The sequence below is a fragment of the Lysinibacillus sp. FJAT-14222 genome (assembly GCF_001278875.1).
GTDB lineage: Bacteria > Bacillota > Bacilli > Bacillales_A > Planococcaceae > Lysinibacillus > Lysinibacillus agricola.
Map to the genome: position 1 here is coordinate 1 of NZ_LIYL01000012.1, position 23145 is coordinate 23145.

Here is a 23145-nt window from a genome sequence, read left to right on the forward strand (position 1 = left end):
TCTATTTAAAATCAAAAAGTGATGATCTATAAGAAAAGGTTGGATTGTCATTTACACAAAAATATTGACAGTCCCGAAATAAAGGGAAAATCTCTGTTTATCGTTATTTTTAAAAAATAGTTGTGCTAATAGATATTTATTTTTTCACAAAGGTTCCCATAATACGAACATATCAGTAAAATAGAGTAGGTTAGGGGGACTATATTTTGAAAGATCAACGCTTTAAAATTGCGCATCGAGAGGCGCTTATCGGTATCGGGCTTGTGATCGTTAACTTTGCGATTTGGTTTGGCTTTGCCTATGGATTAGGCTCTGGTGATCCAGCAAACTATACGTATGTATTCGGTTTCCCTGCATGGTTTTTCTATAGCTGTATTGCAGGGACAGGCTTTATGATAATTTTAATCTGGGTCGTCTTGAAGCTCTTTTTCAAAGAGGTACCATTTGACGATGAGGAGGTGGATCAATAATGCACTGGCAAGTTATTGTTCCACTGCTATTATTTTTAGTCATCATCTTTGGTATTGGTATCTGGTCAAATAAGCATATACGCTCTTCTAATTCATTTTTACAGGAATACTTCCTCGGTGGTCGTGAAATGGGAGGTTTCATCCTTGCTATGACAATGATTGCTACGTACGGTAGTGCAAGTAGCTTTATTGGTGGTCCAGGCGTTGCTTACACGAAAGGGCTTGGCTGGGTATTACTGGCGATGGCGCAGCTTCCTGCAGGTTATTTTGTTTTAATGATTTTAGGGAAGAAATTTGCTATTATCGCAAGACGTTATCAAGCTATCACGTTAATTGACTTTTTAAGAGAACGCTATAAAAGTCATGTCATTGTCATCTTATCAGCTATTAGTATTATCGTCTTTTTATTTTCTGCGATGATGGCACAATGGGTAGGTGGTGCTCGTCTTATCGAATCATTAACTGGCTTAAACTACACGACTGCACTCTTTATTTTTGCGTTTTCTGTATTAGTTTATGTCATCATCGGGGGCTTCCGTGCTGTTGCATTGACGGATGCGGTGCAAGGCTCGATTATGGTTATTGGAACGATCATTTTATTAATTGGGACAGTCATCGCTGGTGGAGGAATCGATAATATTATGGCCTCACTTGTCGCTGAGAACCCGAACCTTGTGTCTCCATTTGGAGCAGAAGGCGAATTAACGCCATTATACGTTTCTACATTTTGGATTTTGATAGGTATTGGAGTTGTGGGGCTCCCACAAATCGCAGTTCGTGCCATGAGCTATAAAGATTCAAGAAGCATGCATTTAGCTATTATCATTGGTACTATTGCCATAGGGACAATTATGTTTGGGATGCATCTAATTGGGGTTTTAGCAAGACCAGTACTGCCAGGGATTGAAATAGGGGATAAAGTGATGCCGCTACTGACATTAAAGGTTTTGCCGCCATTTTTAGCTGGCATTGTCTTAGCAGCACCAATGGCAGCAACGATGTCTACAGTGAACGCACTACTTATGCTTGTAAGCTCCACAGTAGTGAAAGATATTTACTTAAATTATATCAAACCAACAGCTAACGATACGGAAATTAAGCGTGCAAGCTTTATTGTCACAGCGGTTATCGGTTTAGTAGTCATCATTTTCGCACTTAATCCACCAGATTTATTAGTATGGCTTAATTTATTTGCTTTTGGCGGACTTGAGGCAGTCTTTATTTGGACTGTTGTATTAGGACTATATTGGAAAAAAGCCAATAAATATGGTGCGATTGTGTCGATGATTTCAGGTATGACCTTGTATATTATCATTGATCGTTTTTACCCTTCTGTCTTTGGTATGCATACCGTTACAATTCCAATTGTAGCATCCTTTTTCATTTTTGTTATTGTTAGCTTATTAACGAGTCATAAATTTAAAGAAGAAAAGTTGTTTATCTAACTAAGAAAACGCCGTAGAGAGTGAATATCTACGGCGTTTTATATTGCAGATGATAAGCGACGGAAAGAACCCCCGAAGTGACGGATAGACCCTCCGAAGTGACGGAAAGAACCCCCAAAGTGACGGATAGAATCACTGAAGCGACGGATAGAACCTTCGAAATGATGGATAGAACGTCCAAAGTCGTGGATAGAATCTCTGAATTGATGGATAGAACGTTCAAAGTGACGGAAAGAACCCTCCAAAATGCCGGATAGCCTCTCCGAATTAAAGGATAGAGCAAACAAAGTTTATAAACAAGCGAAAACGCCGTAAAGATAAAGTATCTACGGCGTTTTTTTAATGAAGAACTATGTAATCATAAGCATTTTTAGTTAGCAATGTAATCGTTACGATAATAAACAACACGCGAACAAAGCCGCTACCTTTTTTAATCGCAACACGCGAGCCTACCATTGCACCGCCAATTTGAGCTACCCCCATCAGTAGTCCATAGACATAATGAACGTGACCTAAGTAGGCGAACATTAAAAGGCCAGCAAAATTACTTGCTAAATTTAAAAATTTGGCATTTCCTGCTGCCTTTAAAAAATCGAAGCCGACTAGTAAAAAGCTAAAAATTAAAAATGAGCCAGTTCCAGGACCAAGAAACCCATCATAAAAACCGATGCTAAATAACAACAGCATAAATAGCAATAAACGGGGAAACGATAATTTTTTAACCGCAGCTACTGAACCCCAATCTTTTTTAAAAATTGTATAAACTGCAACACAAGCAAGCATAACGAGCATTATTGGTTTTAATAACTCAGGATTTATTAAATGAACGGTCCATGCCCCAAGTAGCGATCCAATAAAGGCTAGAGGAAAGTATTTGAGAACAGAACGAATTTCTAGCTGTCCGGAACGATAAAAGGAAATGGTTGATGTCAAAGAACCCATTGTGCCAGCAAGTTTATTGGTCGCAACTGCTGCTGCTGGATTTAAACCTGCAAACATTAAAGCTGGTAAGGCAATTAAGCCACCCCCTCCGACAACAGCATCCACAAAGGCTGCCAAAAAACCAAAAGAAATTAACAATATCACTAAATTTAAATCTACTTCAAATAGCATGTTTGCACCTCGTTAGATAGTTACTACTGAAATAGTAACTAATATTCAGGCAACTGTAAAGACTAATTTTTTTCGTTGGCTTATCGTTAAGACAATATTCTATAATATAGGAAATGGAGGGATCGAATGGTTGAATTAATCGCCCAATTAAAAGAACTGGGATTCACAGAATATGAAGCAAAAGCCTATACGGCACTCGTTCAAAATAGTCATGTTAGTGCCTATCAGGTAAGTAAAAACTCGGGTATCCCACGAGCAAGAATATATGACATACTTGATTTACTCGTTGAAAAAGGGTTAGTACTGAAAGAAGAAACTACAGATCAAACGACGTACTCTTCCATTCCTGTCGCTGTATTTTTACAACAAGTTCAGCAACGTTGGCAATCGAATTTCACGTCAATTAGTGATCAATTAGAAAAATTAGAGGTAAAAGAGCAGGAAGCGGAGCATAAGGTTGTCACGCTAAAAGGAAAAGAGGCAATCGTCAATTATTGTCAGTCATTATTAAAAAAAGCGGAGAAAAAAGTCATATTATCGATGTGGGAAGATATGTATGAAGCATTACGAGAAGATATTCATGAGGTGTCTGAGCATGTTCCAGTTCGTGGAATTACACTGTTTGTGGAGGAAAATGAGGCATCTATTGACCGGCACCGCATAACACAATATACGAGAAAATCTTCCACGCCTCATTGGTTTATTTTATCTGTAGATGGTCAGAAAATGATTTATGGCCACTCACCGTCAAATCAGGAAACGGCTTTTATTACAAATGACCCAGTTCATATTTATTTACTAGAGGATTATATATGGCATGACGTCCTTGTCAATCGACTGTTAAAGCGTGATGATAAGGAGCTTGAAGAATGGATTACTAAAGAACGTAAAGCATTTTTCTTGGAGTAAAGGCATTAAAAAAAGAATCTGCTCTAAGCAGATTCTTTTTTTTGTTAAACAGCGACTGTCGTCTTATGAATAAAATACTTTATCAACATTGTATTTAGCGCGGAATGTATTGATCGCGTAAGTTTCGTAAATTTCACGTTCCATTGGATCTTCTACTTCATACACTTCAATTTTGAAAATTTCATCACGATGATTTTTCAACGGTGAAACATTGTCCTCAAAATGCTTTTTAATACGTTGACGAATTTTACGTGCTTTACCGACAAATAATAGTTCGTTCTCTTCGTTATAGAATAAGAAAATACCACCGTTTTCACGCGTGATTTTATGGAAGTCGATAAAACCATGGTAAGGTGTGATTGGCACATCACCTGGCTTTAAATCTTGCTCGCGTTGGCGAATCACTAAATCTGGTTTTGGAAATTCAATTTTAATCAAACTTTTCACGTTCCTCTCTGTTACTAAAGGTATATGTTAACATAAGTACTGCATGTTTTCCATCAATTTCGCATTGTCGTAATTGCCGCTGTCGCGCAAAAAAGATTTGTAGCTGACGCTTCGCTTTCGCACAGAAAAGATTTGTAGCTGACGCTTCGCTTTCGCTAGATAAACAATGCGTCTCTCCAAGATTAGTGTTGAACAAATTACAAAATGCCATGCATGTTAATAACAAAATATTCTATGTATTATTGATATTCTTAATTGTTCATGTTACAATTCTTTTTAATTAAATAATCTTATCAAGAGAAGCTAAGGGATTTGGCCCGATGACGCTTCAGCAACCTCTAACAAAAGTTAGAAAGGTGCTAATTCCAGCAAAGGATTTGTCCTTTGAGAGATAAGAGTGAACGTGATAAAAATCCTTCTCATTCTATCTCAAATGGAATGAGGGGGATTTTTTAATTTTATCGTTTAATAATCGATTAAAGACTTTATGAACTTTGCGCAAGGCCGCGCATTGATACTAAGGCACAAATTGATGTTAGAAAGAGAGAAACAAAAGAGAGGGGAATGCAAGATGCCAATTAATATTCCGAAAAACTTACCAGCTGGAGAACATTTACGTGAGGAAAAAATCTTCGTAATGGAAGAGGACAGAGCGAAAACTCAGCAAATTCGTCCGTTAAATATATTAATTTTCAATCTAATGCCGGAAAAAGAGAAAACAGAACTGCAATTACTACGTTTACTTGGTAATACACCGTTACAAGTCAATATTACATTTTTAAATACAGCTACGCACGAATCGAAAAATGTCAGTAAATCACACTTACAGTTATTTTACACGACCTTTCATCAAATTCGCCATCGCCGCTATGATGGTATGATTATAACGGGAGCGCCAGTTGAAAAAATGGCTTTTGAGGACGTGAACTACTGGCAGGAAATTTCAGAAATTATGGATTGGTCCAAGAAAAATGTAACATCGGTCCTTCATATATGTTGGGGTGCACAGGCAGCGTTATATCATCATTACGGTATCGGCAAAATTGAGCTTCCTGCTAAATGCTCAGGTGTATATTCTCATGTCATTACGGATTTAACAGTGGATTTAGTACGTGGTTTCAGTGATTTATTTACAGCTCCACATTCTCGTTTTACATCTGTTTCTATTGAGGAAGTACGCAACCATCCTGATTTACGATTACTCTCTTATTCAGAAGATGCTGGTGTTTTTATTGTGCAATCTAAGGACAATAAAAATATCATGATTACCGGCCACCTTGAATATGATGCGACAACTTTAGCTGATGAATATAGTCGGGATGTCGCGAAAGGATTAGATATTAATGTACCAGTGAATTACTTCCCAAATGATGATCCAGGAAATGAACCAATTAATACGTGGCGTGCCCATACGCATTTATTATTCTCGAATTGGTTGAATTACTATGTTTATCAAGAAACACCATACGAATGGGATTTTGTTGATCAAATTGAATATCATATTTAATGCTGTTCAATAGCAATTGTAAAGAAAAAATGATGACCTTAATAACTTCAAGGTCATCATTTTTAACTTCATTATGTTATTAATTTTCCGACGAATCTTTATTTTTATCACTGTTTGGAGTATTTCCAGTATCGCTATCATTCTGTGTAGCACTGCCGGCATCGTTTTCACTTTTATTTTGAGTAGAATTTTCGCCATTACTGCTACTTTCACTTTGAGAAGCGTTTTCGTTATTGCTACTACTTTCACTTTGAGAAGCATTTCCGCTATTGCTGCTACTTTCATTTTGAGAAGCATTTCCGCCATTGCTGTTACTTTCATTTTGAGAAGTATTTTCGCTCTTGCAGTTACTTTCATTTTGAGTAGAATTTCCGCCATTACTGCTACTTTCACTTTGAGCAGAATTTTCGTTATTGTTACTAATTTCACTTTGAGAAGCATTTCCGCCATTACTGCTATTTTGACATTGAGCAGAATTTTCGCTATTGCTACTACTGTCACTTTGTGAGGCATTTTCGCTATTGCTACTACTATTACTTTGAGAAGCATTTCCGCTATTGCTGCTACTTTCATTTTGAGAAGTATTTTCGCTATTGCTACTAATTTCACTTTGAGAAGCATTTCCGCCATTGTTGCTACTTTGACTCTGAGAAGAATTTCCATTTTTGCTACTACTGTCACTTTGTGAGGCATTTTCGCTATTACTATTACTATCACTTTGAGAAGCATTTCCGTTATTACTACCACTTTCATTTTGTGTACTACTATTACATTGTGTAGTATTTTCTTGATTACCATTAATTTTGCGAATCTTCGCGATAAGTAGTAAAAATAATGGTAATAAAATCATGAAAATGAAGGAAAATATTGGCCATGTTTCTCTATTGTAAATATCTGAATGAATGTTATTAGGATGAACAATTTGTGAAAGTCCAAGGATAATCATGCCGAGTGGAAAAATGAGTGGTCGATGATTTTTGATTTTAAATAATTGTGCGATACCGATAACCGAAGCATAAAAATACATAAAAGTTCTAATATAAATTGATATAATCCACATGGCTGCCATAATAACTTCAATACGCTGCAAAAAATTCCCGATTGAAATTCGTTGAGCTAGTGAATAGCTAGGAAATGTCCTAGAAGCAGTATTTGCCGGACCTAGGACAAGGATAGATAGTGTGATGATCGTAATTAAGACAATCCCTCCAATAATTGTGCCAATGTAAAAACCTTTTTGTGCAGATTTTTGGACGTTAACTGCGGAAGGGAAAATCATTAATAATACAGCAAGCGGGAATGAAAAAAGACTTATAAATCGAATCATACTAAAGAATACTAATTTTTTTGGTGTTTCCATTATTGGCTGTAAATTTTCAATATGGATGGATGGTGAAATAAAAATTACAAAGAAAATAAAAATTAAAATAAATATTGGAAATAGTATTTCTGCAGAACGAGCAAAAACTTCAATTCCTAGAAATGCAGCATAAATAATGATAATACTGAACATAAATGCAAAGGCCATCGTAGGTGTTTCAGGCATTATTTCCGTTTTCATGAAAATTCCAATGAAATATAATAATTCACCAGCAGAAAGTAAGGATATAATAATAAAGCAAATTGTAGTAAATTTTCCGAAAAAACGACCTAATATCTTTTCATTAGCCTCTACAAATGTAAGGGTGGGTGTTCTATTTCCTAAAGCAACGAAAAGCTTTACGATGGGCAAACTTAAAACGACACCAATGATAGCTGCAATCCATGCATCTTGCTTTGCTTCGCTTGTTACACTTGCAGGGATAATTAAAATGGCTGTACCAATTGAAAAGAGAAGGGTAATGATCATAAATTGTCTTGAACTAATTATTTCTTTTTCCATCATGAACGATACCCCTTTTTACTTAACATAAAGTTGCCTTATTATTTTGTCAGGGAGATGATTAAATCTTTAATAGGTGAAAAAATAAAGGTAATAAAATCTAGTGGGCTCGGAATTTTGAGCTTTAATGAGACCCCAATATTTAATGCGGCGCTGATCAATAAAAAAATCGAAAAAATTACGATTGTTTTCGTTTCTTTATTTTTTTTCAATTTTGGAATGAAGGCAAAGGCTATAACAGCTGTAATGATTAGAATGAATATTGTCATAACCATGGCTTATTCTCCCTTCGACTTATTCACTAATGAGTTTTCCATCGTCCCTAATCCTTGTGTGTTCACATGTACTTCAACTTTAACTGGTAGCTCTTGAAATATGGTTAGCCATTCTTTTTTTATTTTTTTCCACTCTTTGGGATTTTTGCGGTGAAGTGCTGCACCAAATCCAAAAACATCAACCCGGTAATTTTGCTGAACTGTCTTGATAGTTTCTTCGATTCGTTTTTTAATAAGTTCTTCTGTTTTTTTATTGACGTATTTAATCGATTTTTCTTTAGTAAGGTCTATATTACATTCAACTTCTCCGACATTTTGGTTAACATCTATAACAACATTGATTTTAGGAGCTCCATTTTTAAATTCACCTTTTATTTTCGTCTTTGAATGTGTAATTTCTGTTGACAGCGTACCTCCCTTAGGGCAAGCAAGAATTTCAATTGTACTTTCTATTTTGTCCTTTATAAAACCTAGGCTTCTACTCTCATCTTCCGTCAAAAGCCCAATGAGTTTATCTTCTTTAAAAACAGCTAAGCCCGTATACTTCAATTGCACAGGAGATTTCGATCTTTTAACATTCATTTGCTCCATTCCAACATTTTTATCCCCCAGGATTTCGATAGCAGACATGACGATACTTGTTTCTTTGTTATTTAAAGTATTGATTAATTCATCAATTTTAATGGATTGGGTTGTACCCCAAGTTTTCTCTGACGTTTTAAGAGAATTTAGCATTTTATTAGCTGGTACTTTTTCGATAGGTGTTAATACATTTAAAACTTCTTCGGCAGTCGCGTCATGAGCAACGATGACATCGAAATCATTTCTGAATTCATGATCTCTTGAAATCAAATCTAATGGTTCACTAATTCCTTCTTTTGCCAATTCATCACCTAGTACAACTATTTGAAGATGAGAAAAATAAAGTTTTCTAGCTGTTACTGTTGTCATTTTTCTAATGGCCTCAAAGACCGTTGCACCTTTTGACTGATAGGTAATAACGGGTGATCGTCCCGAAGAAGGCTGTTTTGAGGAAATTTCACTAGGATCCACGACTTGGACAGTTATTTCAAATTCATTATCTACTTTATCTATTCCTAGTCCTACGACAATTGCTAATTCATTGAGTTCACGCTTACTCCAGCAACCACTTAAAAGTAAAGTAAGAATCATTAGTAAACATATTGCCTTAAATTTTGCCATAGTGCATTCCTCGTTTACACATTCGTTTGATTCCTTTTTTTCGTATTAAAATATTTATGACCTCTGACAGTATTTTTTTGACTAATTAAGCGTGGTCGAGTCAATAAAGCTCTACGCGGGAACAACACTAGTGCATCTTTTTGATCCTTTAGAATTAACGGACCGAATGGACTTAAATATGGAACACCGAAAGTTCGTAGGCTGCATAAGTGTAGGACGATGATCATAAGGCCAAACATTACACCAAACAATCCAACGATTGCTGCTACAATCATTAATGGGAAACGAAGAGCACGAACTGTATTGGATAAGCCATAAGCAGGGAACAAGAAGCTACAAATGGCTGTTAATGCCACAATAATGACCATTACGGCTGATACAACTCCTGCTTCTACGGCAGCTTGACCGATCACTAATGTTCCAACAATGGATACGGCTGGTCCAATGGTTCTTGGCATTCGAAGACCTGCTTCTCTTAACACCTCAAAGGCAATCTCCATGATGAGTGCCTCGACAACGGCAGGGAAGGGGACGCCTTCTCGTTGAGATGCAATACTTATTAGCATAGGAGTTGGAAGCATTTCTTGATGGAAGGTGGTGATCGCTACGTAAAGCGATGGCGCCACCAGGGCTAAGCCAATTCCAAAAAATCTCAATAAGCGTACAAGAGAGCTAATCATCCAATGCTGATAATAATCTTCAGCAGACTGTAAAAAGGATGTAAATAAGGCCGGTACAATTAGGACAAACGGTGAACCATCCACTAAAATAGCAATTTTACCGTCTAATAGTTCACCAGCAATAACATCTGGCCGTTCCGAATTATAAACAGTAGGGAATATCGTGTGTTTAGAATCTTGAATAAAATCTTCGATGTAGCCGCTTTCTAAAATACCATCAATATTAATACGATCTAATCGGGCAAGAACCTCTGCTACTATTTTGTCATTTGCAATGCCATTTACATACATAACAGCAACTTCCGTTTTTGTTACTTCACCGACAATCCGGGACTTAATCCAGAGATTTGGACTTTTAATTTTTCGACGGATCAGGGCCGTGTTAGTACGTAACGTTTCCGTAAAGGCTTCCCTTGGACCTCTAATGACCGATTCTGTTGATGGCTCCATAACGGCTCTATCTTTTGCACCTTTTGTACTTGTCACGATACCAGTTGAAGATTCATCTAATAAGATGACCGTATCACCATTCAAAATAGAATTGTACAGTGCTGAAAAATTGAAAATATCATTAACATCGCCGACTGTTAAACAAGAATCTCTTAAATATCGAATAATTTTTTCTATTTCTGAATCCTGATTATCTTCAATTTCAAGCATTAGTTTATCAATCACAGCATTAGAAATGCTTATTTTATCGGATAAGCCATCTACATAGATAATCGCTAGCGTATATTTTTCAGCTTTTCCAATGGTAATTTCTCGTATAACAAGGTCATTACTATTCCCGAGTGTGTTTTTAATCATCTTCAAATTTTGAGAAAGAGAAGTATATAGTTGGTCGTTGTTTTGGGAGGTATCACTAATTTTTGAAATAGACATTTTCTTTCCTCCTCAAGATGTACATAACTATAGAATGTACAACTTTGAGAGAAGATAAACCAAGGTTGGAATTGCATTCAAATAAAAAAGCAGTGTTCCCTTCGCATAAACGAAAGGAAACACTGCTTTATTTTTTATACTCATATTTTAATTCGTCATTTGTAGCATCCACATCTACATATAAATTGTGATCATTGAAAAACCATATATCTTTTTCATCAATATAGTAGGTAACATCGTCAATCACTGTCTTCACACCAATTTCGATTGGTTCTTCACGTGTCATACCAAGAGAAAAGCCTTCGTGAAAAGGACTGGAACCACCATATCTTGCATAAAAACGAATAGTATCTCCGGATCCTACTTCCATTTCATTTTTAAACCATTGCAGAGCTTCATCTGTTAGTGCGATATTCATTAGAATACTCCTCTCTTCGTTACAGCCATTTCACCTTTGGTTCGGTACCATTTTTAATGCGGACAATATTCGCTCGGTGACGATAAATGATAAAAGTAAATAAACATGCTACTAAAATACTTAACGCAAAATCACCTGTAACAAAATAATAAACGATTGAATAAATAAGTGCTACTAAAGCGGCAATCATGGAAGTTAAGCTGACCATTTTCGTTATTTTTAATGTTATAATAAAAGCAATAAATAATAAGACAAATAGAGGCCATGAATATCCTAACAGCACTCCTGCTGATGTTGCCACAGCTTTACCTCCACGGAAACCTGCAAAGATAGGGAACATATGACCAATCACCGCTACAAGACCAAGAATTAATGAGTGAATGGATACTTCAGAGAAGACAGGAAGAGCTGCGAGTAATACGGCTGCTGTACCTTTTAAAACATCCATAATCGTTACTACTATTCCTGCTTTTTTTCCTAAAATACGGAATGTATTCGTCGCACCTAAATTACCGCTCCCATGTTCACGTATATCTGTTTTATAAAAAATTTTGCCTATCCATAATCCAGAAGGTATAGAGCCGATTAAATACGCACATAAAATAATAATAAGTCCATTTAGCATAGCTGGACTCCTTTCCCATATACCATCACTTGGTACTAATAATATGTATCAAATATTTTACACTTTTTCTCTACAATCTACAATGTCATGAAGGAGATTTCCTTGTGTATCTTGAATTCAATACAAAAGATAGCTATTTTTCAAGGGTTTTTAGATGTATATTGAATTTAGCTTAGGCTATTTGACACGAGTCATACAATCAGCTTGAAAGCCCTTTTTAAAAATATAGGTAAAATGGCAATTTTGTCAATCACTCATTCCTTTGGTAGAATAGAAGTCTATCTTTAATTTCTAGAATAACAACAGAAGAAATCCATTTTCTTATATTTATTAATGTACCTGTATATTTTTCAGTGGATATTCAAATGCTTCTGTATGGAAAGATTAAAGCCTCAGCGATAAGAGATATGATCAGAAGTTAGCCATATGTTGTTTAATTTTTGCAACTAATGTTTACTGTACTGCGTTTAAGGGAATAGGATAGTAGTTGATACATAATTAAGCAACTATTGCAACTTTCTCTTCCGGTAAAAAGCTCAAAACGACAAAGCTGTGAGGAAATTTTAAAAATTTATTGGGCCTGTCACTAGCTATTGACAGGAAATGCTATTATTATTAGGAAGAGAACATAAATAGAACATGCGTTTGTTTTTTGGAGGGGAATTTTTTGGCGAATAAACAGTCACCAAGCGTCTATAATGATGACGCCATTCAAGTATTAGAAGGATTAGAAGCGGTACGAAAACGACCCGGCATGTATATCGGTTCTACAGATGGCCGTGGACTTCATCACCTAGTATATGAAATCGTAGATAATGCGGTAGATGAAGCACTGGCTGGCTTTGGTTCTCATATCATTGTCCATATTCATAAAGATCAAAGTATCAGCGTTCGAGACTTCGGCCGTGGAATGCCAACAGGTATGCATAAGATGGGTAAACCAACTCCTGAAATTATCTTTACCGTCCTACATGCAGGTGGTAAATTCGGACAAGGCGGCTATAAAACGAGCGGTGGCTTACATGGTGTAGGTTCTTCAGTTGTTAATGCGTTATCGTCTTTTTTAGAAGTAACGATTCACCGCGACGGTAAAAAGTATCGCCAACGTTTTGAAAACGGTGGCCATCCTGTGACCACGCTTGAAGAAATTGGACAAACAAAGCAGACAGGAACACTTGTCCATTTCCTACCAGATGACACAATTTTCTCTGTGACAAAATACAATTATGATACGCTTGCAGAACGTTTACGTGAGTCAGCATTTTTATTAAAAGGCTTAAAAATTGAGTTAATTGATGAACGCGAGGAAGGCAAAAGTGATGTTTTCTTTTATGAGAACGGCATTGAAGCTTTCGTTGCGTATTTGAATGAGGAGAAAGATGTACTCCATCCTGTAAAATATGTAGAAGGCATTCAAGACGATATTGAAGTAGAGTTCGCCTTCCAGTACAACGACGGCTATTCAGAAACAATCCTATCATTCGTTAACAATGTTCGTACGCGAGATGGCGGGACACATGAAACAGGCGCCAAAGCAGCGTTAACACGTGTTTTCAATGAATATGCTCGAAAAATTGGTCTGTTAAAAGAAAAAGATAAAAATCTTGAAGGGACAGATATTCGAGAGGGCTTAGCGGCGATTGTTTCTGTTCGTATACCAGAGCATTTACTACAATTCGAGGGTCAAACGAAGGGTAAGCTAGGGACGAGTGAGGCACGTTCAGCAGTAGATAGTGTCGTTTCAGAGCAAATTTTATATGTGCTTGAGGAAAACGCTGAATTATCTGCGTCTCTTGTGCGAAAAGCTATTCGTGCGCAGCAAGTACGTGAAGCGGCTCGTAAAGCGCGTGAAGATGCACGAAACGGCAAGAAAAGCAAAAAAAGCAGTACGATTCTTTCTGGAAAATTAACACCTGCACAATCTCGAAATGCGGCGAAAAACGAGCTGTATTTAGTCGAAGGTGACTCTGCAGGAGGCTCTGCAAAACAAGGGCGAGATCGTACGTTCCAAGCGATTTTACCATTGCGCGGTAAAGTTATTAATACGGAAAAAGCAAAGCTTCAGGATATTATGAAAAACGAGGAGATTTCAACGATTATCCATGCCATTGGTGCTGGCGTTGGAACAGATTTCTCTGTAGAGGATTCAGCCTATGATAAAGTCGTTATTATGACCGATGCCGATACAGATGGAGCGCATATTCAAGTGCTGCTACTAACGTTCTTCTATCGTTATATGCGACCATTAATTGAAGCTGGAAAGGTATTTATCGCATTACCACCTCTTTATAAAGTATCAAAGGGTACTGGTAAAAAAGAAGTGCTTGAATATGCTTGGACCGAAAACGATTTACAACAGGCGATTAAAAAAGTTGGAAAGGGTTACATATTACAGCGCTATAAAGGGCTTGGTGAGATGAATGCTGACCAGCTGTGGGATACGACAATGAACCCTGAAACGCGTACATTAATTCGTGTAACAATCGAGGATGGTGCACGTGCTGAAAGACGTGTGACAACATTAATGGGCGATAAAGTAGAACCACGTCGTAAATGGATCGAAGCTAATGTAGACTTCGGTATGGAGGATGATTCGAATATTTTAGACAATGAATTCATCCAACAAGAGGAGGACCAAGCATGAGTAGTACGGAAAAGTTTCAAGATTTACCTTTAGAAGAAGTAATGGGTGACCGCTTTGGTCGCTATAGTAAATATATTATTCAAGACCGCGCGTTGCCTGATGCACGTGACGGTCTTAAGCCTGTGCAACGACGTATTTTATATGCGATGTTTACAGAGGGCAATACGAACGAAAAACCATTTCGTAAATCAGCAAAAACAGTCGGTAATGTAATTGGTAACTATCATCCGCATGGTGATAGCTCGGTATATGAAGCAATGGTCCGCATGAGTCAGGATTGGAAGGCGCGCCATATGCTCATTGAAATGCATGGTAATAATGGCTCTGTTGATGGTGACCCACCGGCAGCGATGCGTTATACAGAGGCAAGACTTTCTGCGATTGCAGCGGAGATGCTACGAGATATTGGTAAGGAAACCGTAGAATTTGTGCCAAACTTTGATGATCAGGATATGGAGCCAACTGTTTTACCTGCTCGTTTCCCAAATTTACTAGTAAACGGCTCTACAGGTATTTCAGCTGGTTATGCCACAGACATCCCTCCTCACGCACTAGATGAGGTGCTAGACGGTGTTCTTATGCGCTTAGATAACCCAAATACCACTGTTGATGAATTAATGACCGTTATTAAAGGACCTGATTTCCCAACTGGTGGTATTATTCAAGGTGTCGATGGCATTAAAAAAGCGTATGAGACAGGACGAGGCAAAATCATTGTCCGTGCTCAAGCAGTCATTGAGCCAATTAAAGGTGGAAAAGAGCAAATCGTTATTACGGAATTGCCGTATGATGTTAATAAAGCAAATCTAGTAAAGAAAATTGATGAGCAGCGTGTGGATAAACGACTTGAAGGAATTGCGGAAATTCGTGATGAATCGGATCGTACAGGCTTACGTGTTGTTATTGAGTTGAAAAAAGATGTTCCTGGGCAAGGTATTTTATATTACTTGTTCAAAACAACTGATTTACAAGTAGCTTATAATTTTAATATGATTGCGATCTATAATCGTCGTCCGACAATGATGACATTACCGTTATTACTGGATTCTTATATTGCCCATCAAAAGGAAGTTGTGACGAACCGCTCCATCTATGATTTGCAAAAGGCTAAAGATCGTTCGCATATTGTTGAAGGCTTGATTAAGGCGCTGTCCATTTTAGATGAAGTTATTGCAACGATTCGTTCTTCAAATGATAAACGAGATGCGAAAACGAATTTACAGGTTAAGTTTGACTTTACAGAAGTGCAATCAGAGGCAATTGTTAGCCTGCAATTATACCGTTTAACAAATACAGATATAACGGAGCTTCGCAATGAACAGGACGAATTAAATAAACTCATTGCCAAGCTTGAAGGTATTCTTAATAGTGAAGCAAAACTTGTACGTGTCATTAAACAAGAATTGCTCGACATTAAAAAGCGCTTTACAGAACCACGTCGTTCGAAAATTGAACAAGAAATTGAAGAAATCAAAATTACATTAGATGTCCTTGTCCCAAGTGAAGAAGTCGTAGTGACTGTCACAAAGGATGGCTATATTAAGCGTACATCTACACGTTCGCATGCAGCCTCGAATGGTCAGGATTTTGCGATGAAGGATTCCGATTATTTATTGTATGAAGCAAACTTAAATACGCAGCATCATCTACTGCTATTCACTAATCGAGGCAATTATATTTATCAGCCTGTCCATGAGCTACCAGATATTCGTTGGAAGGATCTTGGTCAGCATATTTCAAGTATTGTGCCGACTGGAGAAGATGAATCTATTATTGCTGTGTACGGTTTTGAGACATTCGAACAGGCGAATACGTATATCTTAACGGCTACAAAAGATGGCCAAATTAAACGCTCATCTCTAGCAGATTATGCCGTAACACGTTATTCGAAGCCAATTAAAACGATGAATGTCAAGTCAGGCGATGAAATGATATTTGCGGATTTCGTGACAGACGAAGCCGAATTATTATTAACGACAGATACAGCCTATGCAATCCGCTTCCCAATGGAGGAATTACCAGTAACAGGCGTAAAAACAGGCGGCGTCAAAGGGATTACACTGAAAGAAGGAGAAGCCTTAGTCGGTGTCAATGTCTTACAGCCTAGTGATACTGAATATGTTGTGATTGTGACACAGCGTGGCGCTGTGAAGAAAATGAATGTAGCCGAGGTAGAGTTAACTAGTCGTGCGAAACGCGGCTTAAAAGTGTTAACAGAGTTAAAAGCGAATCCACATCGTATCGTGGATGTAGTCAAGGCTACTAATGACGAACAGCTGATCATCGAAACAGAAAAAGGTGTGCAAGAGATTATTGATGTCCAAGCATTGACTCGAGCAGATCGCCATTCAAACGGCTCCTTTAAAGTGGATATCGCGACAGACGGTGCTATTTCACATGTATTAACGGCCAAAAAAGAAGAAAAATAAAAATAATTTTCTAGCCCATGCTCTTTTTGAGAGCTGGGCTTTTTTATGTATCATTGTTAATTTTGTTGCTTTCAATCTACGTAGAAAAGGATATTAGAATCAGTGGGGTATACTGCAACGAAAAAAACGATTGATATTCTTCTAGTTGTTAAAGAAAAGAAAGTGGCTGGGACGTAAGTATATTTTCAAATCAAAAAAATTTTTACATCAGAAAAGCGCGAGAAATCAACATTTTAAAATTGATTTCTCGCGCTTTTTAAGGTTTTGACTTCTCATTACGCTATTTTTCAGGTTTAATATAAGGAACGATTTGTGCAGTTGCGCCTACTGAAGCACCACGGATAAAATCTTGATTCTCTAAGGCTTTAAAATTAGTTGTTTTGCCAGTGAGCATTACCCCTAAAATTTCCACTTCATCAAACTGTTTATTTTTATTTGAATTTAAAAACTCCTGGATTGTTTCGTTATTTTCATTTGCATCATATGCTTTAAGTGAATCAATAAAGCCTTCGTAGGTCTCTCTCGGTGAATCGGATGGATCAAATCCATAAACCTCTACACCAGCAGGTCCTTTACTTTCATCCATAATTGGTGATGCCATATACAACCATACAATGTTTAGATTGCTAGGAATCTTCCCTTGTATTTCTTTTAATGTATAAGGTTTGTTAAAAGATACGGCAACTTCTGCAACGTGATTCTCCATTTGCGAAATTTCACCTAGTTCGTTTTGTACACCGTCATGGTATTTTTTTATGGATGGGTGATAAAATGTCGCAAATTTAGTCTTTGTCTGTTTATCGTACTCATAGAACTCTGTATCAGACCAATAAAATCCTGGTGTTAACTCGTTCTTGTCAATTTTGCCTCGAAACCATCCAAATGAACTTGTAAGTGTGCTCCATTGAACTACATAACCGTTAATATTCTTAGAACGGTTTGTGATAATGTTTCCACCAAACATTGATGAATTACTTACCGTTACTTGAGAGTCGACTTGAATATTAGGTTCTGCAATGTCATTATGTAAAAAAAGATGTTCTTTAAGTCTTTTAGAACTTTCCGTTGCAAAGTAGGAACCAGTTTTATAAAAGACGGGTAAGAGAATTAATATTACAATAATTGAAGTGATGATAATTTTTAGTAGTTGTTTTCGTTTAGCCTTTTTTAAAGCGTTATTTAACGAAGTTTCCATTCATGTTTACCTCCTATTTTTGAGTGAATAAATTTACGTGCACGATATAATTTTTGCTTGACGCTATCTACTTGAATATCCAACAAAGTAGCAATTTCTTCATATGAAAAATCATAGTAATACTTTAAAAAGAATATTTCTTTATATTCTTTTTTAATGTCTTTTAACAAATAGAAAATTTCATCCTTATTTAGCAATGTCTCAAAATGATAATCGGTGTGTTGGAGCTTTGAATATATTTCCTCAGTGATGTAAATGTTTTTCTGCTCCTTTTTCCTTTTCAAGTCAATATATTGATTAAGTGAAACTCTAAAAAACCATGGGCGTATATTGCTTTCTGTGAGGCTATCTAACAACGTATAAATTTTATAATAGGTGGTTTGAATTATATCTTCCGCATCCTCTTTTTTGGCTCCTTTCGCTAGTAATAGATTGAACACTTCCTCTCCTAAATGGATTAGATAGGAGGTTAGTTCATTTTCTTTTTTCATTGCTGATCCTCCTTACTCTTATACAACGAATGAGTGATCACAAATGTATACACTTAATTATAAAGTTTATTTTGGGATAAGGGCTATGTCTGACATTGCTTTCTGAAATGACATGACAATATAATGCTTTAACATGAAAGAGACCCTTGTCATTTACAGATAGATATGGGTATAATAATCACGAAAAGTTCATATGGAAAGAATGTAGGGGGGCTGGTAGTTGCCAGCTGAGATTGTGTCCGATAGACGCTGACCCTTTGAACCTGATTTGGCTCGTACCAGCGTAGGGAACATCTATTCAAAAAAAGAAAATTTTTGATACTGATTGTAAAACGTCTGGGAGGAATTCCTAGGCGTTTTTTATGTTACAAGAATTGTTGTATGCACAAAGCTTAGGTGCAGACATACCGTGAATACGCTTTCTTCTGGTTACACATTCATTCATGAACACTTTCAAATTACTTACTGGGAGGATTCAGCATGAAAAAATGGTTATTGATCCTGTTGGCTGCGCTTTTAACATTAGTGGGCTGTAGTGAAAAGGAGGATAAAAAGGATACTAAGGAATTAACAAAAGTCTCGGTAGTTCTTGACTGGACACCGAACACAAATCACACAGGTTTATATGTAGCGAAAAAACTTGGCTACTTTAAGGAACAGGGCTTAGATGTTGATATTTTATTACCTGGTGAAGCAGGTGCAGATCAGCTTGTGGCGTCTGGTAAGGCTCAGTTTGGTGTAAGCTATCAGGAAGGGATTACACAGGCACGTGTGCAAGATGTACCTTTAGTATCGATCGCAGCGATTATTCAACATAATACTTCTGGCTTCGCATCCATTGCATCAAAAGGCATTACGTCACCTAAGGATTTTGAAGGTAAAACATACGGTGGCTGGGGTGCACCGCTTGAACAAGCAGTACTACAATCACTTATGCAAACAGAAAATGCGGATATTAATAAGTTAGATATCGTCAATGCAGGCGATATCGATTTCTTCACAATGATGAAAAAAGATATTGATTTTGCGTGGATTTATTATGCAGTGACAGGTATTGAAGCAGAACTTCGTGGCGAAAAGCTGAACATGCTTTATTTAACAGATTATAGTGATCTGTTAGATTATTACACACCTGTACTTGCTACAAACGAAAAAATGATTAAGGATGATCCTAAGACAGTCAAAGCATTTGTCGCTGCTGCAGCAAAGGGCTATGAATATGCGATAAATCACCCAAGTGAGGCAGCTGATATTTTACTAGAAGCGGTACCTGATTTAGATAAAGACCTTGTGCATAAAGGTCAGGAGTGGCTAGCAGATAAGTATCAAGATGACGCTCCTCAATGGGGCGAGCAAAAACTTACTGTTTGGGAAAACTACGCGAAATGGATGGAAAGCAACAAAGTTTTAGAGGGCGAATTTAACGCAGAACAAGCATTTACAAATGACTTTTTACCAAAAAAGGAGACAAAGTAATATGGCAAACTCATTAATAAGTGTACAAATTATCCCGAAAACTGAAAAATATGAAGATGTGATCCCATTTGTCGATGCAGCGATTGCGGTTATTGATGCATCAGGGGTGAAATATGAAGTTCACCCACTAGAAACAACAATGGAAGGTGAACTATCGACTTTGCTACTAATCATTGAAAAAATGAATGACAAAATGATTGAGCTTGGTGCTATTAATGTGATTACGCAAGTGAAAATTTTATATCAGCCAACTGGTATTACAATGGGAACCTTAACGGAAAAATATCAGTGATGAAGCAAGCAATAAAACAAGGAAGGACGATATTTTTTATCGCCTTCCTCTTATTCATATGGGAACTAATTGTCCGCTTTGCAGACGTTCCACATTGGCTATTGCCCGCGCCAAGTGCCATTTTGATGGAGGGCTTTCAATCGTATGACACGTTTGTGCCGCATGCTTTAGCAACTGTTCAATTAGCACTTCTAGGCCTTGCCATTGGGATATTGTGTGGGCTAACGGTTGCCGTGTTATTACATCGTTTTACGTTTATTCGGGAGCTATTTTATCCTATTCTCATTATGTCACAGAATGTCCCTGTGCTCGTCCTAGCACCGTTATTAATCATCTGGTTTGGGTTTGGTTTATTGCCAAAGCTTATTATTATTTGTCTCGTGTGCTTTTTCCCCATTGTTATTTCGGCAATGGATGGCTTTCGTCAAACCTCACCTGAGCTGAAGCATTATTTTAAGATGATTGGTGCAACGAAAGCACAAACATTTTGGAAGCTTGAATGGCCCTATGCGTATCCAGCGATTTTTTCAGGCATTAAGATTGCGGCAACCTATAGCGTTATGGGGGCTGTTATTGCTGAATGGCTAGGAGCGAAAAAGGGGATAGGTGTCTATATGACATTGGCACAATCTTCATTTCGAACAGATCGTGTGTTTGTAGCGATTTTTGCCATTATATTTTTAAGTTTACTATTATTTAGCGGTATTCGAGTATTGGAAAAGCTAGTTGTGAAGGGGAGAGGGCTACATGCTAAGTATTCAAAACATTGATAAATCCTTTGATTCCCTTCCGGTCATTCGTAATTTATCTTTTGAGGTAAAGGACGGGGAATTTGTTGCGATCATCGGTCCGTCAGGAAGTGGAAAAAGCACGCTCTTTCAATTAATTGGTGGTGTTTCTTCTATTGATAAGGGAGCTATCTTATTAAACGGCACAGATATCCAGCAAAAAAGAGGAACGATCGGCTATATGCCTCAGCAGCCATGCTTATTACCATGGCGTACAATCGTAGAAAATGTCACGATTGTCGAGGAGCTTCACCATAAACCAAATGTGAAACTTGCCAAGGAGTGGTTAGACAAAGTGGGGCTTGCTTCATTTGAAAATGCCTATCCAAATGAGTTGTCAGGCGGTATGCAACAGCGAGTATCGTTTATACGTGCAATTGTCAGTAATAAGCCCATTCTATGTTTAGATGAGCCGTTTTCTGCGCTTGATGAGTTTACAAGGCTTGAAATGCAGGCGTGGCTTTTATCGATATGGGAGAAAGATCGAAAATCTATATTGTTCGTTACACATAGTATTGAGGAAGCTCTCTTTTTAGCTGATCGTATCATTGTACTCACGAAACGGCCAGCTACAATTAAAAAGGAAGTGATTGTACCTTTTGCAAGGCCGCGACAAGAAGAAATTAGACATTCGGCAACATTTACGGCATTAAAACAACAGTTATTCACGTATTTAAAAGAAGAAAAGGATGAGGCGAATGTTGATTGATGCACATATTCATTTAGATCAGTATAAGGAAAACGATATACCAGCTTTGTTAGAGGAAGCTGAACATGTGATTGCCGTTAGCATGAACCTTCAATCGTGTGAGAAAACGTTGATGTTGTCGAAAGCCTATACAAAGGTAAAGGCAGCGTTTGGCTTTCATCCTGAACAAGCTTTACCTAGTAAAGTGGAGGAAGATGCTTTATTCGATTGGATACACCAACATGCTCATGAAATGGTGGCAATTGGCGAGGTAGGGTTACCTTATTATTTGAGGCAGGAGAAGGCGATTGATGAGCGTCCTTATGAAGCACTGTTAGAACGTTTTATTGTGTTGGCAAAGGAATTAAATAAACCAATTGTTTTACACGCAGTTTATGAGGATGCGGCTATTGCTTGTAATTTACTTGAAAAACATCATGTAACGAAAGCTCATTTTCATTGGTTTAAAGGCGATGAGGAAGTGATTGAACGGATGATTCATAATGGGTATTTTATTTCCGTTACGCCTGATTGTACGTATGAGCGGGAGATTCAACAGCTTATAAAAAAATATCCAATCGAGCTGATGATGGTAGAAACAGATGGACCATGGCCGTTCGAAGGTCCTTTTGATAATAAACGAACGTCTCCTTGGATGATGGATCATTCCATTGAGGTTATTGCTTCAATCAAGGGGCTTACAACACAGGAAGCGGCACACATCCTCACAAGAAATACGACAACATTTTATAATTTATAACAAATAACACAGCTGTTCTCTTAAAGATATTTATAGAAGTCTATATTGGAGGGCTTTATCGATTGATGGAGTATGCTAAAACAGAAACATGGCTTCGCTTCAGGAAGTTAATGAAGAAAACTAAATGAGTATTTATATCAGGATTATCAAAATGAATTATTAGTTATATGGAATTGGTCATTTTTCCAGCTAGATATTTTGATTTCAGCTACTGGCTTTATAAGTCTCTACCTAATTAGAAGAAAAAATGAAAAATGGAAATCATTTGCCTTTTGCTCTGATTATTCCAAAACTAATTACTTATAACCATCAAGATATTCCATTAGAAACAAAACACAACCACTAATAATCCTCAGAGTGGTTGTGTTTTTTATACTTTGTAAATTTTTGTTCAATGCTTTCTTTTTTAGTTTTTGTCACCCGTTCATGTGTACTAAAAGGGGAGACTTGGCGATTTTTTTCAACATCCTTCCCTTTAGTGCGCTTTACATGCATGCGCTTCTTTTTTGCTTTTGATTGCGTCATT

23 protein-coding genes, 1 pseudogene and 2 riboswitches are annotated in these 23145 nt (G+C 37.2%); of the genes and pseudogenes, 12 read left to right on the forward strand and 12 right to left on the reverse strand.

Going from position 1 to position 23145, the window contains the following annotated elements; all coding sequences use genetic code 11:
* Nucleotides 1-206: 206 nt before the first annotated feature.
* Nucleotides 207-470 (forward strand): YhdT family protein, encoded by a 264-nt coding sequence (locus AN161_RS05860; protein ID WP_053593435.1) that lies wholly within the window; start codon nt 207-209, stop codon nt 468-470.
* Nucleotides 470-1915 (forward strand): sodium/pantothenate symporter, encoded by a 1446-nt coding sequence (gene panF / locus AN161_RS05865; protein WP_053593436.1) that lies wholly within the window; start codon nt 470-472, stop codon nt 1913-1915. Before AN161_RS05860 ends, panF begins: the two co-directional genes overlap by 1 nt.
* 339 nt (nt 1916-2254) lie before the next feature.
* Here panF and AN161_RS05870 read toward each other — a convergent pair whose 3' ends face one another.
* On the reverse strand, nt 2255-3028 hold the full coding sequence (locus AN161_RS05870; protein WP_053593437.1) for a TSUP family transporter: 774 nt from the start codon (nt 3026-3028) through the stop codon (nt 2255-2257).
* A gap of 126 nt (nt 3029-3154) precedes the next feature.
* Here AN161_RS05870 and AN161_RS05875 point away from each other — a divergent pair, with 126 nt between their 5' ends.
* Entirely contained in the window at nt 3155-3937 is a 783-nt protein-coding gene (locus tag AN161_RS05875) for a TrmB family transcriptional regulator (RefSeq protein ID WP_053593438.1), read from the forward strand.
* Between the two features lie 63 nt (nt 3938-4000).
* Here AN161_RS05875 and AN161_RS05880 read toward each other — a convergent pair whose 3' ends face one another.
* Together AN161_RS05880 and AN161_RS28615 are read right to left on the reverse strand one after the other, a co-directional pair.
* Complete coding sequence (locus tag AN161_RS05880) at nt 4001-4375, reverse strand: nucleotide excision repair endonuclease (RefSeq protein ID WP_053593439.1); 375 nt, start codon at nt 4373-4375, stop codon at nt 4001-4003.
* Nucleotides 4368-4580 carry a hypothetical protein gene (locus tag AN161_RS28615; RefSeq protein WP_143114639.1) on the reverse strand — a complete coding sequence of 71 codons (213 nt, stop codon included), beginning with the start codon at nt 4578-4580 and terminating at the stop codon, nt 4368-4370. Before AN161_RS28615 ends, AN161_RS05880 begins: the two co-directional genes overlap by 8 nt.
* A 91-nt stretch (nt 4581-4671) precedes the next feature.
* Nucleotides 4672-4782, forward strand: a riboswitch (SAM riboswitch).
* Nucleotides 4783-4955: 173 nt separating this feature from the next.
* Between AN161_RS28615 and metA the strand changes: the two genes are divergently transcribed.
* Nucleotides 4956-5891: a homoserine O-succinyltransferase gene (gene metA, locus AN161_RS05885; protein WP_053593440.1), complete on the forward strand. Its 936-nt coding sequence runs from the start codon at nt 4956-4958 to the stop codon at nt 5889-5891.
* Between the two features lie 79 nt (nt 5892-5970).
* On the opposite strand, the gene AN161_RS27370 is transcribed toward metA, so the two are convergent.
* The 6 genes from AN161_RS27370 to plsY form a co-directional block, all read right to left on the reverse strand.
* Nucleotides 5971-7776, reverse strand: coding sequence for an endospore germination permease (locus AN161_RS27370; protein ID WP_075807189.1), 1806 nt, complete (start codon nt 7774-7776; stop codon nt 5971-5973).
* A gap of 38 nt (nt 7777-7814) precedes the next feature.
* Nucleotides 7815-8048 carry a hypothetical protein gene (locus tag AN161_RS05895; RefSeq protein ID WP_053593441.1) on the reverse strand — a complete coding sequence of 78 codons (234 nt, stop codon included), beginning with the start codon at nt 8046-8048 and terminating at the stop codon, nt 7815-7817.
* Between the two features lie 3 nt (nt 8049-8051).
* Complete coding sequence (locus AN161_RS05900) at nt 8052-9251, reverse strand: Ger(x)C family spore germination protein (RefSeq protein WP_053593442.1); 1200 nt, start codon at nt 9249-9251, stop codon at nt 8052-8054.
* 14 nt (nt 9252-9265) lie between these two features.
* Nucleotides 9266-10813, reverse strand: a complete 1548-nt coding sequence (locus AN161_RS05905) for a spore germination protein (RefSeq protein WP_053593443.1) — start codon at nt 10811-10813, stop codon at nt 9266-9268.
* A 127-nt stretch (nt 10814-10940) separates the two neighbouring features.
* Nucleotides 10941-11231, reverse strand: a complete 291-nt coding sequence (locus AN161_RS05910) for a HesB/YadR/YfhF family protein (protein WP_053593444.1) — start codon at nt 11229-11231, stop codon at nt 10941-10943.
* A gap of 19 nt (nt 11232-11250) precedes the next feature.
* Nucleotides 11251-11856, reverse strand: coding sequence for a glycerol-3-phosphate 1-O-acyltransferase PlsY (gene plsY / locus AN161_RS05915; RefSeq protein WP_053593445.1), 606 nt, complete (start codon nt 11854-11856; stop codon nt 11251-11253).
* Nucleotides 11857-12523: 667 nt separating this feature from the next.
* Between plsY and parE the strand changes: the two genes are divergently transcribed.
* The gene (gene parE / locus AN161_RS05920; RefSeq protein ID WP_053593446.1) at nt 12524-14500 is read left to right on the forward strand and encodes a DNA topoisomerase IV subunit B; all 1977 of its coding nucleotides are present in this window, start codon (nt 12524-12526) and stop codon (nt 14498-14500) included.
* A complete protein-coding gene (parC, locus tag AN161_RS05925; protein ID WP_053593447.1) occupies nt 14497-16929 on the forward strand; it encodes a DNA topoisomerase IV subunit A in 2433 nt (810 codons plus the stop codon). The genes parE and parC overlap by 4 nt, the downstream gene beginning before the upstream one ends.
* 280 nt (nt 16930-17209) lie before the next feature.
* Here parC and AN161_RS05930 read toward each other — a convergent pair whose 3' ends face one another.
* Nucleotides 17210-18124 carry a sigma factor regulator N-terminal domain-containing protein gene (locus tag AN161_RS05930; protein ID WP_053593448.1) on the reverse strand — a complete coding sequence of 305 codons (915 nt, stop codon included), beginning with the start codon at nt 18122-18124 and terminating at the stop codon, nt 17210-17212.
* Entirely contained in the window at nt 18109-18615 is a 507-nt protein-coding gene (locus AN161_RS05935) for an RNA polymerase sigma factor (RefSeq protein ID WP_053593449.1), read from the reverse strand. The genes AN161_RS05930 and AN161_RS05935 overlap by 16 nt, the downstream gene beginning before the upstream one ends.
* Before the next feature lie 196 nt (nt 18616-18811).
* Nucleotides 18812-18922: riboswitch (TPP riboswitch) on the forward strand.
* A 173-nt stretch (nt 18923-19095) separates the two neighbouring features.
* Between AN161_RS05935 and AN161_RS05940 the strand changes: the two genes are divergently transcribed.
* From AN161_RS05940 to AN161_RS30950, 6 genes and pseudogenes are all read left to right on the forward strand, one after another.
* A complete protein-coding gene (locus AN161_RS05940; protein ID WP_053593450.1) occupies nt 19096-20091 on the forward strand; it encodes an ABC transporter substrate-binding protein in 996 nt (331 codons plus the stop codon).
* A gap of 1 nt (nt 20092) precedes the next feature.
* Nucleotides 20093-20383, forward strand: coding sequence for a thiamine-binding protein (locus tag AN161_RS05945; protein WP_053593451.1), 291 nt, complete (start codon nt 20093-20095; stop codon nt 20381-20383).
* Nucleotides 20383-21153: an ABC transporter permease gene (locus tag AN161_RS05950; RefSeq protein ID WP_053593452.1), complete on the forward strand. Its 771-nt coding sequence runs from the start codon at nt 20383-20385 to the stop codon at nt 21151-21153. The genes AN161_RS05945 and AN161_RS05950 overlap by 1 nt, the downstream gene beginning before the upstream one ends.
* A complete protein-coding gene (locus AN161_RS05955; RefSeq protein ID WP_053593453.1) occupies nt 21131-21880 on the forward strand; it encodes an ABC transporter ATP-binding protein in 750 nt (249 codons plus the stop codon). The genes AN161_RS05950 and AN161_RS05955 overlap by 23 nt, the downstream gene beginning before the upstream one ends.
* Nucleotides 21870-22619 (forward strand): TatD family hydrolase, encoded by a 750-nt coding sequence (locus tag AN161_RS05960; protein ID WP_053593454.1) that lies wholly within the window; start codon nt 21870-21872, stop codon nt 22617-22619. The genes AN161_RS05955 and AN161_RS05960 overlap by 11 nt, the downstream gene beginning before the upstream one ends.
* A 126-nt stretch (nt 22620-22745) precedes the next feature.
* A pseudogene (locus AN161_RS30950) lies at nt 22746-22889 on the forward strand (DUF5360 family protein); the annotation flags it as partial.
* 72 nt (nt 22890-22961) lie between these two features.
* On the opposite strand, the gene AN161_RS05965 reads toward AN161_RS30950, so the two are convergent.
* Nucleotides 22962-23144 carry a hypothetical protein gene (locus AN161_RS05965; protein WP_053593455.1) on the reverse strand — a complete coding sequence of 61 codons (183 nt, stop codon included), beginning with the start codon at nt 23142-23144 and terminating at the stop codon, nt 22962-22964.
* Nucleotide 23145: the final 1 nt, after the last annotated feature.

Coding starts and splice junctions, on each gene's coding strand:
- panF (WP_053593436.1), top strand. CDS start 470: ATGCACTGGCAAGTTATTGTTCCACTGCTATTATTTTTAGTCATCATC.
- AN161_RS05870 (WP_053593437.1), bottom strand. CDS start 3,028: ATGCTATTTGAAGTAGATTTAAATTTAGTGATATTGTTAATTTCTTTT.
- AN161_RS05875 (WP_053593438.1), top strand. CDS start 3,155: ATGGTTGAATTAATCGCCCAATTAAAAGAACTGGGATTCACAGAATAT.
- metA (WP_053593440.1), top strand. CDS start 4,956: ATGCCAATTAATATTCCGAAAAACTTACCAGCTGGAGAACATTTACGT.
- AN161_RS27370 (WP_075807189.1), bottom strand. CDS start 7,776: ATGATGGAAAAAGAAATAATTAGTTCAAGACAATTTATGATCATTACC.
- AN161_RS05895 (WP_053593441.1), bottom strand. CDS start 8,048: ATGGTTATGACAATATTCATTCTAATCATTACAGCTGTTATAGCCTTT.
- AN161_RS05900 (WP_053593442.1), bottom strand. CDS start 9,251: ATGGCAAAATTTAAGGCAATATGTTTACTAATGATTCTTACTTTACTT.
- AN161_RS05905 (WP_053593443.1), bottom strand. CDS start 10,813: ATGTCTATTTCAAAAATTAGTGATACCTCCCAAAACAACGACCAACTA.
- AN161_RS05910 (WP_053593444.1), bottom strand. CDS start 11,231: ATGAATATCGCACTAACAGATGAAGCTCTGCAATGGTTTAAAAATGAA.
- plsY (WP_053593445.1), bottom strand. CDS start 11,856: ATGCTAAATGGACTTATTATTATTTTATGTGCGTATTTAATCGGCTCT.
- parC (WP_053593447.1), top strand. CDS start 14,497: ATGAGTAGTACGGAAAAGTTTCAAGATTTACCTTTAGAAGAAGTAATG.
- AN161_RS05930 (WP_053593448.1), bottom strand. CDS start 18,124: ATGGAAACTTCGTTAAATAACGCTTTAAAAAAGGCTAAACGAAAACAA.
- AN161_RS05935 (WP_053593449.1), bottom strand. CDS start 18,615: ATGAAAAAAGAAAATGAACTAACCTCCTATCTAATCCATTTAGGAGAG.
- AN161_RS05940 (WP_053593450.1), top strand. CDS start 19,096: ATGAAAAAATGGTTATTGATCCTGTTGGCTGCGCTTTTAACATTAGTG.
- AN161_RS05945 (WP_053593451.1), top strand. CDS start 20,093: ATGGCAAACTCATTAATAAGTGTACAAATTATCCCGAAAACTGAAAAA.
- AN161_RS05950 (WP_053593452.1), top strand. CDS start 20,383: ATGAAGCAAGCAATAAAACAAGGAAGGACGATATTTTTTATCGCCTTC.
- AN161_RS05955 (WP_053593453.1), top strand. CDS start 21,131: ATGCTAAGTATTCAAAACATTGATAAATCCTTTGATTCCCTTCCGGTC.
- AN161_RS05960 (WP_053593454.1), top strand. CDS start 21,870: ATGTTGATTGATGCACATATTCATTTAGATCAGTATAAGGAAAACGAT.
- AN161_RS05965 (WP_053593455.1), bottom strand. CDS start 23,144: ATGACGCAATCAAAAGCAAAAAAGAAGCGCATGCATGTAAAGCGCACT.